The sequence below is a fragment of the Methylobacterium sp. WSM2598 genome, assembly GCF_000379105.1.
GTDB lineage: Bacteria > Pseudomonadota > Alphaproteobacteria > Rhizobiales > Beijerinckiaceae > Methylobacterium.
The window spans coordinates 3,366,489-3,381,435 of the sequence record NZ_KB900609.1 but is presented as its reverse complement, the minus strand read 5'-3'; the positions used below and the strand labels follow the sequence as shown (position 1 = coordinate 3,381,435).

General features: G+C 69.3%; 18 protein-coding genes and 2 pseudogenes. 4 read left to right on the top strand and 16 right to left on the bottom strand.

The window, feature by feature from the left end:
* Positions 1-3 precede the first annotated feature (3 nt).
* From MET2598_RS0116035 to MET2598_RS41130, 15 genes are all read right to left on the bottom strand, one after another.
* Positions 4-2,106: a terminase gpA endonuclease subunit gene (locus tag MET2598_RS0116035; RefSeq protein WP_026190759.1), complete on the bottom strand. Its 2,103-nt coding sequence runs from the start codon at positions 2,104-2,106 to the stop codon at positions 4-6.
* 63 nt (positions 2,107-2,169) lie between these two features.
* On the bottom strand, positions 2,170-2,616 hold the full coding sequence (locus MET2598_RS0116030) for a hypothetical protein (protein WP_018261524.1): 447 nt from the start codon (positions 2,614-2,616) through the stop codon (positions 2,170-2,172).
* Positions 2,617-2,877: 261 nt separating this feature from the next.
* Positions 2,878-3,183 carry a hypothetical protein gene (locus tag MET2598_RS0116025; protein ID WP_157182171.1) on the bottom strand — a complete coding sequence of 102 codons (306 nt, stop codon included), beginning with the start codon at positions 3,181-3,183 and terminating at the stop codon, positions 2,878-2,880.
* Positions 3,176-3,331 (bottom strand): hypothetical protein, encoded by a 156-nt coding sequence (locus MET2598_RS41135; protein WP_157182170.1) that lies wholly within the window; start codon positions 3,329-3,331, stop codon positions 3,176-3,178. The genes MET2598_RS0116025 and MET2598_RS41135 overlap by 8 nt, the downstream gene beginning before the upstream one ends.
* 357 nt (positions 3,332-3,688) lie before the next feature.
* On the bottom strand, positions 3,689-4,216 hold the full coding sequence (locus MET2598_RS0116015) for a DUF2493 domain-containing protein (protein ID WP_018261522.1): 528 nt from the start codon (positions 4,214-4,216) through the stop codon (positions 3,689-3,691).
* Between the two features lie 178 nt (positions 4,217-4,394).
* Positions 4,395-4,799 (bottom strand): DUF7831 domain-containing protein, encoded by a 405-nt coding sequence (locus MET2598_RS0116010; RefSeq protein ID WP_018261521.1) that lies wholly within the window; start codon positions 4,797-4,799, stop codon positions 4,395-4,397.
* 2 nt (positions 4,800-4,801) lie between these two features.
* Entirely contained in the window at positions 4,802-5,344 is a 543-nt protein-coding gene (locus MET2598_RS0116005; protein WP_018261520.1) for a hypothetical protein, read from the bottom strand.
* A 4-nt stretch (positions 5,345-5,348) separates the two neighbouring features.
* Positions 5,349-5,594, bottom strand: coding sequence for a hypothetical protein (locus MET2598_RS0116000; protein ID WP_012333904.1), 246 nt, complete (start codon positions 5,592-5,594; stop codon positions 5,349-5,351).
* Positions 5,591-5,830, bottom strand: a complete 240-nt coding sequence (locus MET2598_RS0115995; RefSeq protein WP_018261519.1) for a hypothetical protein — start codon at positions 5,828-5,830, stop codon at positions 5,591-5,593. Before MET2598_RS0115995 ends, MET2598_RS0116000 begins: the two co-directional genes overlap by 4 nt.
* A complete protein-coding gene (locus tag MET2598_RS0115990; RefSeq protein ID WP_012333906.1) occupies positions 5,827-6,306 on the bottom strand; it encodes a GNAT family N-acetyltransferase in 480 nt (159 codons plus the stop codon). Before MET2598_RS0115990 ends, MET2598_RS0115995 begins: the two co-directional genes overlap by 4 nt.
* Positions 6,303-6,584 (bottom strand): hypothetical protein, encoded by a 282-nt coding sequence (locus MET2598_RS0115985; RefSeq protein WP_012333907.1) that lies wholly within the window; start codon positions 6,582-6,584, stop codon positions 6,303-6,305. The genes MET2598_RS0115990 and MET2598_RS0115985 overlap by 4 nt, the downstream gene beginning before the upstream one ends.
* Positions 6,585-7,162: 578 nt before the next feature.
* Complete coding sequence (locus tag MET2598_RS0115975; RefSeq protein WP_012333909.1) at positions 7,163-7,441, bottom strand: hypothetical protein; 279 nt, start codon at positions 7,439-7,441, stop codon at positions 7,163-7,165.
* Between the two features lie 257 nt (positions 7,442-7,698).
* On the bottom strand, positions 7,699-7,962 hold the full coding sequence (locus MET2598_RS0115970; RefSeq protein ID WP_012333910.1) for a hypothetical protein: 264 nt from the start codon (positions 7,960-7,962) through the stop codon (positions 7,699-7,701).
* Positions 7,963-8,923: 961 nt separating this feature from the next.
* A protein-coding gene (locus tag MET2598_RS39265; RefSeq protein WP_085984469.1) for an IS630 family transposase occupies positions 8,924-9,867 on the bottom strand; the annotation gives its coding sequence in 2 pieces (ribosomal slippage) (positions 8,924-9,531 and positions 9,531-9,867; 945 coding nt in all).
* Positions 9,868-10,046: 179 nt separating this feature from the next.
* Positions 10,047-10,763: a hypothetical protein gene (locus MET2598_RS41130; protein ID WP_150108709.1), complete on the bottom strand. Its 717-nt coding sequence runs from the start codon at positions 10,761-10,763 to the stop codon at positions 10,047-10,049.
* 531 nt (positions 10,764-11,294) lie between these two features.
* Between MET2598_RS41130 and MET2598_RS0115955 the strand changes: the two are divergent.
* Positions 11,295-11,729 (top strand): annotated as a pseudogene (locus tag MET2598_RS0115955) (IS5 family transposase); the annotation flags it as partial.
* Between the two features lie 13 nt (positions 11,730-11,742).
* On the opposite strand, the gene MET2598_RS0115950 reads toward MET2598_RS0115955, so the two are convergent.
* Positions 11,743-12,911 (bottom strand): IS3 family transposase gene (locus MET2598_RS0115950; protein WP_085984598.1). Its coding sequence is split into 2 segments (ribosomal slippage): positions 11,743-12,644 and positions 12,644-12,911, totalling 1,170 coding nucleotides; the frame shifts between segments, so codons are not numbered across the junction.
* A gap of 118 nt (positions 12,912-13,029) precedes the next feature.
* Between MET2598_RS0115950 and MET2598_RS36630 the strand changes: the two are divergent.
* From MET2598_RS36630 to MET2598_RS36625, 3 genes and pseudogenes are all read left to right on the top strand, one after another.
* Positions 13,030-14,153: pseudogene (locus MET2598_RS36630) on the top strand (IS3 family transposase); the annotation flags it as partial.
* Positions 14,154-14,500: 347 nt separating this feature from the next.
* Positions 14,501-14,713, top strand: coding sequence for a hypothetical protein (locus tag MET2598_RS0115935; protein ID WP_018261515.1), 213 nt, complete (start codon positions 14,501-14,503; stop codon positions 14,711-14,713).
* Positions 14,703-14,909 carry a hypothetical protein gene (locus MET2598_RS36625; protein WP_036270402.1) on the top strand — a complete coding sequence of 69 codons (207 nt, stop codon included), beginning with the start codon at positions 14,703-14,705 and terminating at the stop codon, positions 14,907-14,909. The genes MET2598_RS0115935 and MET2598_RS36625 overlap by 11 nt, the downstream gene beginning before the upstream one ends.
* Positions 14,910-14,947 lie beyond the last annotated feature (38 nt).

Genomic DNA, 14,947 nt, shown 5'->3' with positions numbered 1-14,947 from the left:
GGGCTATCTCCGATTGAAGCCGGCCGCGCGGGCCGCCATGCGAGACGAGAGGCTGTCCCGGAGGGATTTTTGGGCCACCGCCGCCTTCGCCGCCTGGAGCGGGACCGCGGCGGGGAGCGCGGCCGGGGCCGCGGCGGGCGGGACGTCGTCCCCCACCGCCGGGAGCGGCGGGGGCGCCGTCTCGTCCCAATCGCGCATCACCCCATCGGGGATGCGCTGGACGTTGAGTAGGTAGCCAGCCGCCGCCGCCAATGCCTCGGAGTCGAGCCAGTGGTTGTCGCGGCTGACCTGGGTCCAGACCGGCTTGCCGGCGACGATCTCGCGGACCTCCGAGATCAGGTGCCGGCAGTAGCGCTCGGAGATGTCGAGCGGGAGGTGGAAGGATCCCGGGCGTCCGACCGGCGTTAGGATCCGGGAGCACACCAGCGACTTGAAGTAGTCCGAGTCGAGGGTCGCCAGATCGACCGAGAACCGGGCCGCCTTCCCCTTCGTGTCGACTTCGTGCTTGCGGATCGTCATCGGCTGCGCCCGGGTCGGCATGCCCTTGGTCGGCACGACCAGCCAGTCGTAGCGGCGGGCGAAGGCGTAGACCCGGTGGACGTCCCCGGCATCCGGCTTGTCCGGCCGGAAGCCCGAGTCGATGAAGGCGCGCTCGATCCGCAGGCCGCCGTAGGGCGCGGTCAGCGCGTCCGCGAGGTCGTCCCAGACGTCCTCGCCGTCCGTGAGCCCTTGCAGCTCCTCGGCCTGGAGCAGCCAGGACGCGCCGCGCGCGCCCCAGCCGCGCACGACGTAGAAGATCGACCGCTTCTGGACGTCGACCCCGGCGGTAAGCCGCATGACTTCGCGCGGCACGTCGCCCAGGCGATACGGGACGATCTTCGCCTTGATCGACTCGATCTTGGGGGCGTTCAGGGGCGCTTCGTTGTAGCATTCCCCGAAGCCCGCATTGACCACGGTTTGGATGTTGGCGCTGTCGCCGCCCTGGACCGCCTCGACGTAGGCCGCGGCGCGGTCCCCGAAGGACCGGAAGGGCGAGCACAGGCCCGACACCCAGAAGCTGATCGTGTCGCTGGCGGGCGGCTCGCCCGTCACCGTCCCGTCCGCCGCGATCGCCTGCCCGGGCGCGACGTAGACGCCCGAGGCGTTCATGTCCGGCTTGTCCGCCTCGGTCAGGATGCAGCCGTTGCGGGGGCAGACGATGTGCGCCGTCTCGCGGGCCCGGGCCGGCGTCGTGTGCCGCTCGTCGCCCTTGCCCTCGTAGCCGAGGCACGAGAAGCGGGGGATGAAGCGCTCCTGACACTCCGGGCACCGCCACGTCCAGTGATACCGGGTGCCCGCCTGAAAGAGGCGCCAGACCTTCGACTCGAAGTCGTCGGCCGGCATCACCTTCCAGAATTCGAGCCCCGAGACGGGGTCGATCTCCGCCTCCTTGGGGCCGCGCGAGGGCGTCGAGACGATCGCGTGCACGAAGTCCGCGTAGGTGTCGCCGCGGGCGTCGATCAGGCCGAAGGGGTCGCCCTGGCCGCGCACGTTCGCCAACATCTCGTCCGCCTCGTCCGTGACCGCGAGCGAGGCCGGGTCGGCCTTCAGGGCCGTCGAGGAGCCCGCGTGCGCGAGGCGCAGCGGGACGCCGCCGATGACCTTCCTCGTCTTCGTCATCCGCTTGCCGCGGCTGACCTTGTTGGCGAGCGTCGGGGCCTCGTCCAGCAGCCGCATGATCCGCGGCTCAAGCTGCTCCGTCAGAAACTGCCGGTTCGGGCCGACGTAGAGGATCGGGGCCGGATCCTGGTCGAGCCGGTGCCCGATCACGTCCAGCAGCGTCTCGGACTTGCCGCTCTGGGCGCCCATGACGCCGACCACCCGGCGGGCGCGGCGCTCCGCAATCGCCCGGCCGATCGGGACCGCGTAGGGCGTCAAGTACGGGTTGCGGGGGCCGGGATGGCCCGAGCTGGCGGGATACGCCCTGTTCTGCGCGCCCCAGGCGTCCGGGGTCAGCCGGGGGGTCGGGCGGACGAAGAGGGCGATCCGCTCCAGGAGCGCAGGAAGGTTTTTTCGCGCGTGCGCCCACCAGGTCGGCGCCGCGGCGGGCTGGTCACTGTCTGCCATCAGGGTGCCACGGGCCGGCGCGCGCGGAGCGCGCCGACCTTGCGAGGGAGGGAGCAGCTCCGGCTACCCGCGCAACGCGCGCGCTTCCCCGGCCGCTGCCTGCATCTTGTCCGCGACCAGGGTCAGCACCTCGTCGACGTGGGGCTGGAGCCGTTCCCGCTGCGCGATGTCCCGGGAGAACCGGCTCGGCATGTTCTTGAGCGCCGTCACCACCGCCCCGGTGAACTCGTCCATGACGCCCATCACGTCGAGGAGCGGGATCAGCTCGCCCTCGTCCTTGGCGATCCGCAGCTCGACCTCGCGCTGCCGGGCCTGCTTGAGGCCGCTTTCGGCGGCGGTCTTGGAGCTGCGGCGGTCCTCGTCCCGGAGGAATTTGATGTAGCCCTGGACCGTCAGGATCAACGAGACTTTCCCCCGCACCGGAGGCGGGAACCAGCCCTCTTTGGCGAGCTGCCGGAGCCTCATTTTGCTCAACAGAAGCAGCCGCGCGGCCTGCTCCAGCGGGATCATCCCGGCATCTGACGGCTTTGAGTCTTCAGCCATTTGGACAGCCATTTCATGCAGTAAAGCCGGGATCGAAAAATCCCGAAAACGCGCCAAGAGCGCGAGCCTGGGACCCGCAACTTCCTGTACCAGCCAGACGGTCCCTAAGCCCTTCGGTCAGCCTCGCCGGCCACCCCGCCAGCCCTCGTAGCGAGGCCGTGGCAGGCGTCAGGGCGCTCCCGACACCCGGGAGTACCGGCCGGGCGCGGACGCCCGCCAGCGACGCTCCTACGCGGCGGGTGCGGCTACCGGGGCGGGGACGGCGGGCTCTCCCCCCGGGAGGCCCGGGAAGGGGAGGCGGAAGCCGGCGGGGAGGCCGACCGCGCCGTACCGGGCCCGGGGCTGGGCGAAGACCAGGGAGGCGGAGGCGATCAGCGCGGTCCCGATCCCGAGGGCTGCGCCCCCGAAGGCGAGCACCCGTCTGTTGGGGGCTGCCTTGGGATGGGCCGCACTCATGCGCCGGCAGGCGTCCTCCGGGCTCAGCCAGAGGGTGAGGGCGAGCATGTCGAGCGCGGCCTCCCGGGGATCACCCACGGAAGGCGCCCTTGATCACCGGGGCGGGGACGGCGGCCCGCGCCGCCTGGACCGCCGCTTGGTGGCTCCCCGGGGCGGGCGCCTTGGGCGCCGGGGGCGCCAGGAGCGCCTGCCGGGGCTGGGCGCGGAAGGCCGGGGGCGCGGTCACGAAGAGGGTCGCCCCCGGCCTCCCCGTAGCGGTGGGGTGCCGGCTCCCGGAGCTTCGGGACGTGGATGAGCTCACGGGGCAGGTCGACCCGGAGCATGTAGCGTCCGCCGAGCGGCGTCCGGCACGCCTCGAAGCGCCCCTGGGCGTCGGCCCGGATCCTCAAGGCCATCTGCTTCGGCGACCATGCGACCGCGAAGCGGGGCCAGCCGTCGAGGCGGGCGATGGCCTCCGGGGCGAAGGTCAGCGTGACCTTCTCGGTGCCGCCGCGGACGCAGCAGGTCCCGAAAGCCACGGGGGAGGAGACGGTCGCCTTGGCTCGCGGCGCCAGCTCCTCGAAGTCGTCGTCGTTGAAGTCGATCATCGCGTGCCCCTTCCGAAGCGGCCCGAGCGGGGGACGGGGCGCGGGGCGCTGGGGCGCCCGCGCCCCGCGGCAGCCGGAGGAGGAGCGTCGGCCGCGGGGGCGCTCGCCTCCTCCTCCGCGCTCCCGGCCGCGAGGGCGGGGAACAGCAGGGGGTTGTCCTCCAGCGGGGGCTCGTCCTCCTCCGGGACCTGGATGACCCGGACCTTCGCGGCGCGGGCCTGCCTCAGCATGTTCGCCGTGCCGGCGCCGCCCTCGAAGGCAACGACCAGCTCGGGCTTGACCAGCCGCAGCATGAAGCCGTTGCGGTCCGGTCCGGCGAGGGGCCCGCGCCCGGTCCAGTTCGCCGGGCAGATCACCCGGTCGATCCCCCGGGCCTCGGCCCAGCGGTCGGCCAGCGTGTCCGCGCCCGGCGCCCCGCCCGTGACGACGAGGACGAACTTGTGCTCCGCGGCGAGGGCGTCCAGCCGCTCGCGCAGATGGCGGGCGCGGGAGTAGTCCCGCCCGCCGCAGATGAGAACTCGCATTCCGGTCTGGTCCCCGGGGCTCGTTAGTGGAGGGTGGTGCCGGGCGGCGCGCCCTTCGGGGCGCGGGTCATCTGCGCCGCCATCGCCAGGAGGACGACGGCGGCGGCGGGTCATCTGCGCCGCCATCGCCAGGAGGACGACGGCGGCGAGCGCGTTCGACAGGAGGCGTCGCATGGGTCTACCCGTCTTCCGGTTGAGGGGTGGGAGGGTCCAGGGCCGCCCGCAGGCGCTCCAGGGCCGCCCAGACCGCGGGGGCGCGGGCCGGCAGCTCCGCCCGTCCCGTCCCGATGTTGCGCTTCGGCCAGACGACGTCCCCGCCCGCGGCGAGGTGGTCCCGCAGGCGGCGGTAGGGCGCGACCCAGAGGCGGCGGACCGTCTCCAGGTCGTCGTCCGAGAGGTAGGCGGCGGGGTAGGTGGCCGGCGCCCGCTTGGTCACGAGGCCGACGGCGTTGGGCTCGCCCCGCATCTCCTTCGCTTGCCCGCCGAGGCCGACCCCGGCGCTGTTGTCGCCGTAGACGTAGAGGGTCGCTCGGTTGGCGCGCAGCGTCGCCCGGGTGATCCCGGCCTCGTAGCGCACCGGCACGGTCAGAAGCCGATCTTCCCGGCCATGCCGTTCAGGACTTCGACGTCGAGGTGGCCGACCTCGCCCTGGAAGGCGCCGTAAGCGGCCTTCGAGATCATCTCGTCCGGGATGAACAGCCCCGAGCGCTGGACCTTGATCGGGAGCCGCTTGCTCCCGGCCCGGGCGTAGACGTGCCCCCCGAGGTTGAGCGGGACGCGCGCCGGGAAGCGCCCGCCGCGGGTGAACGTCCCCGGGAAGACGTGCCGCTGGTTCCACGGGGCGGCGCTGACGCCCGCCCGCGTCTCTCGCGCGCCAAAGTATTTCAGGCGGATATTGCCGCCGGCCGACTTGATTTCGTAGGTCGGCGAGCCGGAGCTTGCCCGCTTCTTCTTCAGCGCCTTGCTAACCGTCCGCTTCTTCAGGCCGGTCTGCCCCGGCATGACTTGCTTGACGTGGGCGTGCGCGCGGTCGCCGATCTGGTTGAGCGCCTGGGTCGCGCCGGAGAGCGCGGCCTTCGGATCGACCTTCCAGCCGCCCCAGCCCTGCTTCGCGACGTTGATGCCCATCGGTCTACTCCTCAGCCGGTTGATCCGTCAGCGCGCGGAGGTGCGCGAGGACGAGCGCGGCGCCCATCGCGATCCCGGCCTCGAGCTGGCCGGCGCCCCAGGGGACGCGCTGCTGGGACGCGCGGATCGCGTCGAGCGGGTGCGGCGCCCCGGCGGCGAGCGCCGCGTTGAGGCCGGTGGCGAACGGGTCGGCCGCGGGCCGCTCCGCCGCCCAGGCGGCGAGCGCGGCTTCGAGATCGCGGGGGGTCACAGGACGTCTCCGAATTCCAGGCGCGGCCGATAGGCCGGGCGGCCGACGAAGATCGCCGGCAGGGTTTTGGTCTGGCTCAGGCCGTCCTCTCCGACCCAGTACCAAGTGAGGGACTTGCCGTCCCAGCAGCGGTAGGGGCCGGGCTCGAAGGGGCGCTTCGCGTGGAGCGAGGCCGGGAGGGCGTCGTATGCCTCCCGGGTGAACATCCGGTCCCACTCGTTCATCCGGGGCTTCACGACGGCCTCCGCATCAGGACCGCGCCGGGGACGTAGGTCGCGCTGCAATCGAGCACCGGCCGGAAGCCGCGGCGGCCCCAGAAGCGGGCGGCGACCGGGTCGAGGGCGACGAGCGAGCCGGACCGGAACAGGGCCGCCCAGGCGAGGAAACGCCGGATCGCGACGTCGGCCAGCCCGCGCCCGCGGGCCTCCGGGACGAGGGCGAGGTCGTGAAGCCACAGCGTCTCAGGCTGCGGCGGGGCGTCCAGCTCCGCGGTCAGGGGCGGCGCGGAGAGGTCCCAGGGGTGCGCGAGCAGGTAGCCGTAGACCCGGGCGCCCGGGGGGGCGACCAGGACGAGGCCCGTCCCGATCTGCCGGCGCGCCGCGAGGGCGTCGATGTCCTCCCAGAGCTGGGAGGGGTAGACTTCGGCCGCGAGCGCGGCGACTGCGGGGACGTCGGCGTGAAGCATCCCGCGCCAGTAGAAGGAGGCGGTCACTCGCCCGCCTCCCCGTCTTTGGGAACGAGCGACAGGTGCGGCCGCTTCCTGGCCGGGGTCAGGGCGTCCGCCTCGTAGACCGCGAAAGCCGGTATCGGGCCCGGCCGCGGGCCGGTCAGGATGCCGATCGCCTCCGCGAGTGCGGACAGGACCAGCCCCCGCTCCTCTGTCCCCGGGCAGAGAACGCATCCCATGCCCTGATCGTCCAGGGGGCCCAGGACCATCGCATCCTTGCCCTCGACCTGAACGGTGACGGTTACGGCGGTGTAGAGGCCCACGGGCTGGTCCCTCGTGATGGCGCCGCTGTTCGCCCGGCCCGCCCGAGGGCGATCCGTGGACGGGCGGGGCTTCGCGACGGGCCGGCGCCATGCGCCTTCCGCCGCTCGCGGCTCTCCCCGCTGGTATCTCGTTAGACGCTGGTCCGGGTGCCCCGGCGCCGCCCCTTCAAGGGGCGCGCCGCGTCGAGGTGGCCCGGGCGGACGCTATAGTCGCCGCTCGCGTGGCGCTGGAGCGTGTCCCCCGGGTGAAGGACAAGGCGCCGGTCGAGCAGGTGGACGATCAGCTGCCGGCCCTCGCTGCCGGCCCAATTGAGGGCGCAGACCCAGGGGTCGCGCTCCCGTTCGGGCAGCCGGCCGGTGAACGTCCAGGCGCCTACGACATCGGCACCGAGAGGGCGAGGCGGAGGAGGAGCGCAATCGCGGCCCCGGCCGAGACGAGAGCGAGGCTGACGATCAGCAGGCATGACGTGGCGTCGTCCATCTCGGGCATGGCGCCTCCGGGCGATCGTTCGCGAGGCCCGGCCGCGGCACCGCTGCTCATGGCCGGGCCTCGCTGGCGGGTGGAACGGCCCGCCGTCTCAGGGGGCCGCGAGGATCAGCGCTTGCACGCGCCGGTACTCGGTGGCCGCGTTCACGAACAGGACCCCGATCAGGCCGAGCCAGACGACGGTCGCAGCCACCAGGAGCGAGTAGAGCAGCCTGGCGCGGAGCGCGCGGTCCCAGGACGGGCGCCGGGCGACGCCGTAGTGGGTCACCGACTGCCCGTCTCCGAGGTAGGTGTCCCGGGCGTGGAGCCCGAGGCCGATACAGCCGAGGGCGTCGTGGATCAGGAAGGCAACGGCGAGGGGGAGACGCACGGGGCAACCTCCGGGGGGACGTAGGCCGGCGCCCGGGCGGCGAGCGGCTCGCCGCGCGCCAGGGCGAGGGCCGCGCGGAGCGCGCGGACCTCTTCGAGGACGACGGTGAGCTGGGCGTGCTGCGGGGACGCGGGAGGGAGGTGAGGCGCGCGGTCAGCAGGCGCTCCGTCATCTCCCCGAGCTGCATGATGACCTCGGTCAGGCCGTCCGCGTCCAGCTCGACCTCCTGCGCCCCGGGCGCGTCGTCGTCCGTAAGGTCAACCATCGTGCGGCGCATTGGCGATGTCCTCCCCGGAGACGAGCGGCTTGTACCGGCGGTCGTGGACCGAGACCTCGATCGCGGAATGCCCGCGGACGAGGAAGCGCCGGAACTCCAGGACCGCCTTCCCGTGGACGCGGCTCGCGTGAAGGACGACCTCGCCGCTCCGGGTCAGGGACACCTCGACCTCCAGCTCGCTCCCGGCCGCCTCGGCGGCACGAAGGAACAGCTCGAAGGCGCTCAGGGCGAAAGGGGCGGTCATGGCTGGTCCGGGTCCTCTGATCCTGGTCTGGTGCGCCCCGGTGCTGTGCGGGGAGGCCGGGGCGCACCTACTCGCGATCTGCCGGGACCAGACAGCGGGGCGAGGTCTCAGTCCGCGAGGGCGGCGACGAGCAGGATTGAGCCGTCGACCGCGATGGCGGCGAGGGCGATGGCGTAACCTGCGACCAGCGCGCCAGCCGTGAGGACGGTCAGGAGCGCGGATCGCAGGAGGCGCAGCGGCTATCTCATCGGCGGCTGGTGCATCAGCCCTTGGCGGGTAGAGGCTTCGGCAGCCGGGTTGAGAAGCGACCGACGAGGCACTCGTCGAGGTCGGGCGCGGACCGCTCGGCAGGGATACGGGACTTGAGACGGTCTCGAGCCAGTTGGGATATCGAGACGCGCGGGCTCACACCCTGGCTGAGCGCTTGGTGTTTCATCAGGGCACCGAGGAAAGAAGGAAGCCGTCCCGAGCGATGCCATGGGTGGCCGCATCGCATGCTCGCGCGCTCCTCAAGGGAGCGCGATCACGGCGATCCTGACCTGGGGCATCTGGTCGGAAGTGGTGGGAAGGCGCTGGCGATTTCGCACAAGCCGAGCCGTAACTCGGGCGGGAGAAAGCCCAAAAATGGGTCGGGCGGCAAGAGCTACGTTTTTGGAAATGCCGAAATTTGCGTTATGAAATTTTGTAACGCCGTACATCGCTGATTTTGTCAATTTTCTCAGAGGTTTGAACGCGATTGCGGACGCGATTTCCATAAAGGCAAATGCACAGAAAGTCGTTACGTCGATTTGTAACGCAGTATGTTTTTTGGCGCGGCGGCAGCGGTTTCGCGGGGGGGGGCGGCATACGGCTTGATTCGGCTTGGGCTCGGCGTCGGCACATCGCATGGTGCGCGCATGACTCACTTGCCCGGCCGCGCCTGAGCGGCCGGGCTTTTTCTTCAGCTTAGAGCATTTTCGGTTTAATCTGGATCATAGCCTGCCGCGGCGAAGAAGTTGGCGCACTCGTCGGGCGTGACGGTGTCGACGAGCCTCCCGATGGCCGACCAGAGCCCCTCGACGGTGCGCTCGGCGGCCTTGCGCAGGAGCGCCTTGAGCTTGGAGAAGGCCATCTCGATCGGGTTGAACTCGGGCGAGTAGGGCGGAAGGAAAAGCAACCGCGCACCCGCCGCTTCGATGGCGGCGCGCACGGCTGGCCCTTTGTGGCTGCCCAGGTTGTCCATCACGACGATGTCGCCGGGCTCGAGTTCAGGCACCAGCACGTGCGCGACATAAGCCTGGAAGGCGTCGCGGTTGATCGGACCGTCCAGCACGAAGGGTGCGGTGATCCCAGACAGGCGCAGACCCGCCACGAAGGTGGTCGTTTTCCAGTGACCGAGTGGCACGGGCGAGCGCAGTCGCTCGCCGCGCGGCGCGCGCCCACGCAGGCGGGCCATGTTGGTCGAGATCCAGGTCTCGTCGAGGAGCACGAGGCGCGCCGGGTCGAGATCGGGCTGGCCCTCGAACCACGCCTCGCGCGCCTCTCTCACGTCCGGGCGATCCTGCTCGGCGGCGTGGGCTGTCTTTTTCTGTACGTCAGGTCACGCTCATCGAGAAAGCTCCACAGCGTGCCCAGCCCCACCGTGAGATCCCGCTCATCCCACAGCCGGGCGCGCATCTCTTCCAGCGTGATGTCGTCGGTCTGTGCGATCAGGGCGCGCAGAAAGGCCTCGTGCGGATCAAGCTTCGAGCGGCGCGCCCGGCCCTGCGGACGCGCCGCCACCGTTCCGGTGGCCGTGAGGGCGGCCATCCAGCGGATCGAGGTCGCGATCCCGACCCCGAAGCGCGCCGCCGCCTGCCGACAGGAGGCCGCCGCAGCGGCATCCACCACGCGCTCACGCAGGTCCTGGCTGTAGGGTCGGCCCATGCATCGCTCCTCGTTCAGAGCGGTCAGTGAATCACCCCGAACTCGATCCGCAAACCCCGCGGTGACTCAGACCAAACCGAAAAAGCTCTAGCGTTACAGTTGCATTTTCTGGCGTGTCGACCGGCGCTTTGTGTGGCTGGGCTTATCGCGTCCCGCGCTCCACCTCGTCGCCGACAAGGTCAGCGGGCTCGTGCACCGCCCCGAACCCCCTGGGTAATTACGAGGGCGCGGTTGTTTCCTTCGTTGACCGACCCGTCCAGGAGGGCGATCTTTCGATCGAACAGCGCGACCAGAGTATCGATTGCCGCAGCGCGTTCGTCGTTGGCAAGCTGTGCGGCCAAGCGCTTCACGACGTCAATGATCGTCCCTTGGTCTTTGGTTCGTTCGAGACCGAGCTCACGAATATATGCCGTATGGTCGCAAAACAGTTCATTATGCCGGACAAGTTTGCGATTTTCGGACATGCGCGCAATTCGTCCATAGACATTCTCAATGAACCGTGCACTGGACTGTGTTGCTTCGGCTTCTCCGGTGGATTCGGGTGCGTCGAACAGAGAGGGCGGGTCGAGCCCTTCGCCCGCAAAGGGCAAAGCACCCGACTCGATCGCATATTTCAGGTGAAGCAACTCCAGATTATAGTGGTCCATGAAATTAGAGGTCGTCAGTACTCTGGTGAAGTAGCCAATATTTGGAGTATAGTCGATAAAATCTTGTTGATTGAGCTTGATCAACGCATCTCGGATAGGCGTTATCCCGAGGGAGTGGTGCTTCCGGCGAAGCTCGTCAGTTTTGAGCTGACTGCACACACCAAAACGATTGTAGATGATTTCGCGTTTAATAGTTGCATAAGCTCTTTCTGCGGCCGAGCCGTCTCTTGCGTCCATCTTGTCATCCACGCTGTTCGTGCACTTGAGCCAACCGTCACTGAAACCCGCTCGCGGGGACAGTTCGACGGGTCCGTAGATCAGTCCCGCTCTTCATCAGGCGATGGCGCACCCGCCGGGTCGGCGGGGTCCATCTTTTCGCGATCTGCGCAGGCCCTCGGCACCGGCGCCTCTTGAGCAGAGGCAGGACCGCACGACAGGCCGATGGCATTTCCGGCAGGCTTCATGGCTATCTCCGGTCATGGGAGGAGGCCCTGATTGGTGGACGTTGGATGCGCTAATTTAGTTAACAAAAAATTGCGAGTCACAATTCTCTCTCAAACCCCCTCGTGCTCGGCCGCGGCGTTGCAAGGGGGGAATGAAAGCCTCATTCAAACGGAAGAACCGAGTGCCCGCCTGCCCTTGCCGCTTTTTCCGTCTGCGGCAAAATGATATAATCTGTCAAAGTGGAGAGCCGAAAATGAAAGATTCGGTCAAACTGGAGAGCCAGGGCGTCTCTGAAAAGGGGTTCACAGGGGCGGTGTGAGCGCCCATGTGGTCGGGATGCGACACTTTGAACTGACCGATGCGCAGTGGGAGCGGATCGCCCCGCTGCTACCGCCGCAGAAGCCGCGGACGGGCCGGCCTGCCGAGGATCACCGTCGGGTGCTCAACGGGCTTCTCTGGATCCTGCGCACGGGCGCCCCCTGGGAAGGTCTGCCGACCCGCTACGGGCCTGTCGGCACGGTGTCGAGCCGGTTGTACCGCTGGCGCAAGGCGGGTGTGTTCGACCGCGTGCTCCGGCGCTTGAAGGCGCAGGCGGATGCTCGCGGCGAACTCGACTGGGACCTGCACTTTGTGGACGCGACGGTGGTGCGCGCCCACCAGCACGCTGCCGGCGCACGCCGGCTTGGCGCCCTCGGGGGTGAGGGCACGGTCGAGGGCATGGGCGAGGCGCTCGGGTGCAGCCAGGGCGGGTTCTCGACCAAGCTGCATCTGGACTTGCTTCGGTTTAGTAGAGAGCGGTTGAACAGGTGCCCCGCCTCTCGAACCGGACAGGGCTGACGAAGCCGAGCGCGGAATGGCGCCGGCAGGGATTGTAGAAGCCATCGATGTAGCGGGCCAGGGCTTCGGTCGCCTCGGCACGCGTGTAGAAGACGGTGCGCCAGACCATCTCGCTTTTCAGCGTCTTGAAGAACGTCTCGACCATCGCATTGTCATAACAGTTGCCCTTGCCAGACATCGAAATGGTGATCCCGCGGCTTCGTAGTTCAGCCTGGTACTCGTTCGAGCAATACTGACTACCTCGATCCGAATGATGCACCAGACCAGCTGCCGGCCGTCGCACAACCAAAGCGCGACGCAAGGCAGTCAGGGCCAATTCCTTGTGCAGCCGGTCGCCAGCTGCCCAGCCGACGACCCGCCGGGCATAAAGATCGATCACCACCGCCAGATAAAGCCAGCCCTCCCGTGTCCAGATGTAGGAGATGTCAGCCCCCCACTTCTCGTCGGGCTCTGCGGCGGTGAAATCCTGGTCGAGCCGGTTGGGCGCGACCGGGAAGGCATGCTGGCTGTCGGTGGTGCGCCGAAAGCGGCGCGGCTGGCGAGCCTTGAGCCCGCTCTCCCGCATCAGCCGCGCCGTGCGGCGCCGGCCCACGCCAAGCCCTTGCTCGCGCAGCTCGTGCGTCATGCGCGGGCTNCCATAGGTCTCGTGTGAGAGCGCGAAGGCCGAGCGGACGNGGGCGAGCAGCACGAGGTCCTCGCGCTGACGGCGCGACGCGGGCCGGTTCTTCCAGGCGAAGTAGCCGCTCGGGCTGACATCCAGGAGCTTGCACAGACGCGCGACCGGGAAGTCCTTCTTCGCCGCATCGATGAGCTGGANCCTCATCGACTTCCCTCCTTGGCGAAAAAAGCCGTGGCCCGCTTCAGGATCTCGCGTTCCTGGCGCAACACCTCGTTCTCCCGCCGCAGCCGCTTCAGCTCGGCGGCCATGTCCTCCTGGCGGTCGGAGGGCGGCGCCTCCATCTCGCGATCGCGCTGTCCGTCGATCCAGTGGCGCAACGTCGAGAGGCCGATGCCGAGATCCTCGGCGACCTCTCGGCGGCTGCGCCCGCTCGTGTGAGCAAGGCGCACGGCTTCGGCGCGAAACTCAGGGGTGAAGCGCTTCTTCGGTTCTCGCATCGGGAACCTCCTCCCTCACGGAAAGAGCTCTCCACTTTCCCGAAGCAAGTCCACAATGGTACTCCCCCGGTTTCACGGACACCTCTGATACGCTCTTAACGGGCGGGGATGGCGCCGGATGGCGGAGACGAGACGGGAGTTACGCCCGAGTTCAAACGCGAAGCGGTCGCCTTGCTGGAGAGCAGTGGCCGATCGCAGATGCAGATCGCGGCCGAACTCGGGATCCAACCCTCCATGTTGCGGCAGTGGCGCACGGCGCTGCGCGAGGTCTCGCCTCGACCGCGGTCGGCAGGATCGGCGGGAGCGTCGCCCACGAGCCCCGTCGCATCCCCGGCAGATCAGGCGGCCGAGATCGCCCGCCTGCGGCGTGAGCTCGACCGGATGCCCATGGAGCGCGATGTCCAAAAAAGCGATCGGCACCTTCGCGGAGATGCCCAAGTGACGTTCGCCTTCGTCGAGCAGCATGCGCGCACCTGGCCGGTGCGTCTCATGTGCCGCGTGCTCGGAGTTCCCCCCAGCGGCTACTACGGCTGGCGATCACGCCCCGAGAGCGCCCGGTCGGCGTTCAACCGCCAGCTCCTAGAGGATATTCGGCGCATTCATGTCGGGCACCACAGGCGCAACGGCGCGCCTCGGATCCATGCTGCGCTGCGGGCCGAACGCCGATCGGCCAGCCGCGGGTGTGAGCGGGCGGGTAGAGCGCCTAATGCGCCGTTACGGCATCCGGGCCCTGGCGGGCCGCCGGTTCCGGCCCTGCACGACCGACAGCCGTCACGAGCTGCCGATCGCCCCGAACCTCCTGAAGCACGACTTCTCGGCGGTGGGGCTCAACACGGTCTGGCTGGCGGACATCACCTACTTGCCGACCAGGGAAGGCTGGCTCTCCCTGGCTGCCGTGCTCGATCTCGCCACGCGCAAGATCGTCGGCTGGTCCATGCGCGATCACATGCGGACCGAGCTGACCTTGGCTGCTCTGCTGATGGCGGGCCAGCGACAGCGGCCAGCTGTCGGGCTCATCTGTCACTCGGACTGCGGCGCCAATACGCAGCCGAGGCCTATCGCAAGCAGCTCGCCGGCATGGGGGCGAGGCCATCCATGAGCCGGACCGGCTGCTGTTACGACAACGCGCCGATGGAGAGCTTCTTCCACACGCTCAAGGTGGAACTGGTCCACCAGCGACGATGGGCGACCCGGGATGAGGCGCGGCGCGACCTGTTCGCCTACATCGAGGGCTACAACAACCTCTCACCACAAGATCCATAGTACCGGCGCGGGCGACAACGGCGTCGTCGTCTATGGATGGCATCCGTGGGCCGGGCGCGCGGTCCGTGTCCACGACGTGGTCGAGCGGGCAACCGGGACGGCAGCGCGCTGCACGCTGACGGATGCGCCCATGGCGCGCTTGCAGGAGATCCCGGTCTGGATGCTCGATCCCGTCGCGTGCGGCGCGACGCGGGCGGCGGCGCAGCCGGTTGCGGCCTTGTCCGCACTCATGAGCTTGCGCGCTCTCCTCGCCGCCGCGACGGGTGGCGCAGGCCCTGTCCCGCGCCGAGCAAAGCTAGCATCGCCCGAGTCCTCGGGAGATCGCCATGCCACAGCCTCCGCGCCGACCGCGCCGGTCGGATCCGCAGCTCGACCTCGGCCTGACGGAAGGACCGTCGACTCTGACGCCGCCGGCCTGGAGCGCTCTGCCGACGGCGACGCAGCAGACCCTCACCCGTCTGCTGACCCACCTGCTCGTCGCCTACGCCGACAGGGCGCCACAGCCGACCATCCGGGACGGAGGCGCCGATGAGCGCTGAGAAGATCGGCCCGCAGCACCGGGCTCGCAAGGCCGTCCTCTACGTCCGCCAGTCCTCGGTGCAGCAGGTCCAGCACAACCGCGAGAGCCAAGCCCTGCAATACGCCATGCGCGAGCGCCTCGTCGGGCTCGGTTGCGGATTCCGATTGAAGTCGGCCACCGGTTCCGAGGCGAAGCCGGCCAGCGTTCCGATTTGATGTCGGCCAGCGTTCCGAGATGAAGCCGGCCACTCGGT

Excerpts from the sequence above, each read along its gene's own strand:
- MET2598_RS0116015 (WP_018261522.1), bottom strand. The coding sequence starts at position 4,216 with ATGCGAGTTCTCATCTGCGGCGGGCGGGACTACTCCCGCGCCCGCCAT.
- MET2598_RS0116030 (WP_018261524.1), bottom strand. The coding sequence starts at position 2,616 with ATGATCCCGCTGGAGCAGGCCGCGCGGCTGCTTCTGTTGAGCAAAATG.
- MET2598_RS0116005 (WP_018261520.1), bottom strand. The coding sequence starts at position 5,344 with ATGGGCATCAACGTCGCGAAGCAGGGCTGGGGCGGCTGGAAGGTCGAT.
- MET2598_RS36625 (WP_036270402.1), top strand. The coding sequence starts at position 14,703 with ATGAGCGCTGAGAAGATCGGCCCGCAGCACCGGGCTCGCAAGGCCGTC.
- MET2598_RS0115970 (WP_012333910.1), bottom strand. The coding sequence starts at position 7,962 with ATGACCGCCCCTTTCGCCCTGAGCGCCTTCGAGCTGTTCCTTCGTGCC.
- MET2598_RS0115935 (WP_018261515.1), top strand. The coding sequence starts at position 14,501 with ATGCCACAGCCTCCGCGCCGACCGCGCCGGTCGGATCCGCAGCTCGAC.
- MET2598_RS0116035 (WP_026190759.1), bottom strand. The coding sequence starts at position 2,106 with ATGGCAGACAGTGACCAGCCCGCCGCGGCGCCGACCTGGTGGGCGCAC.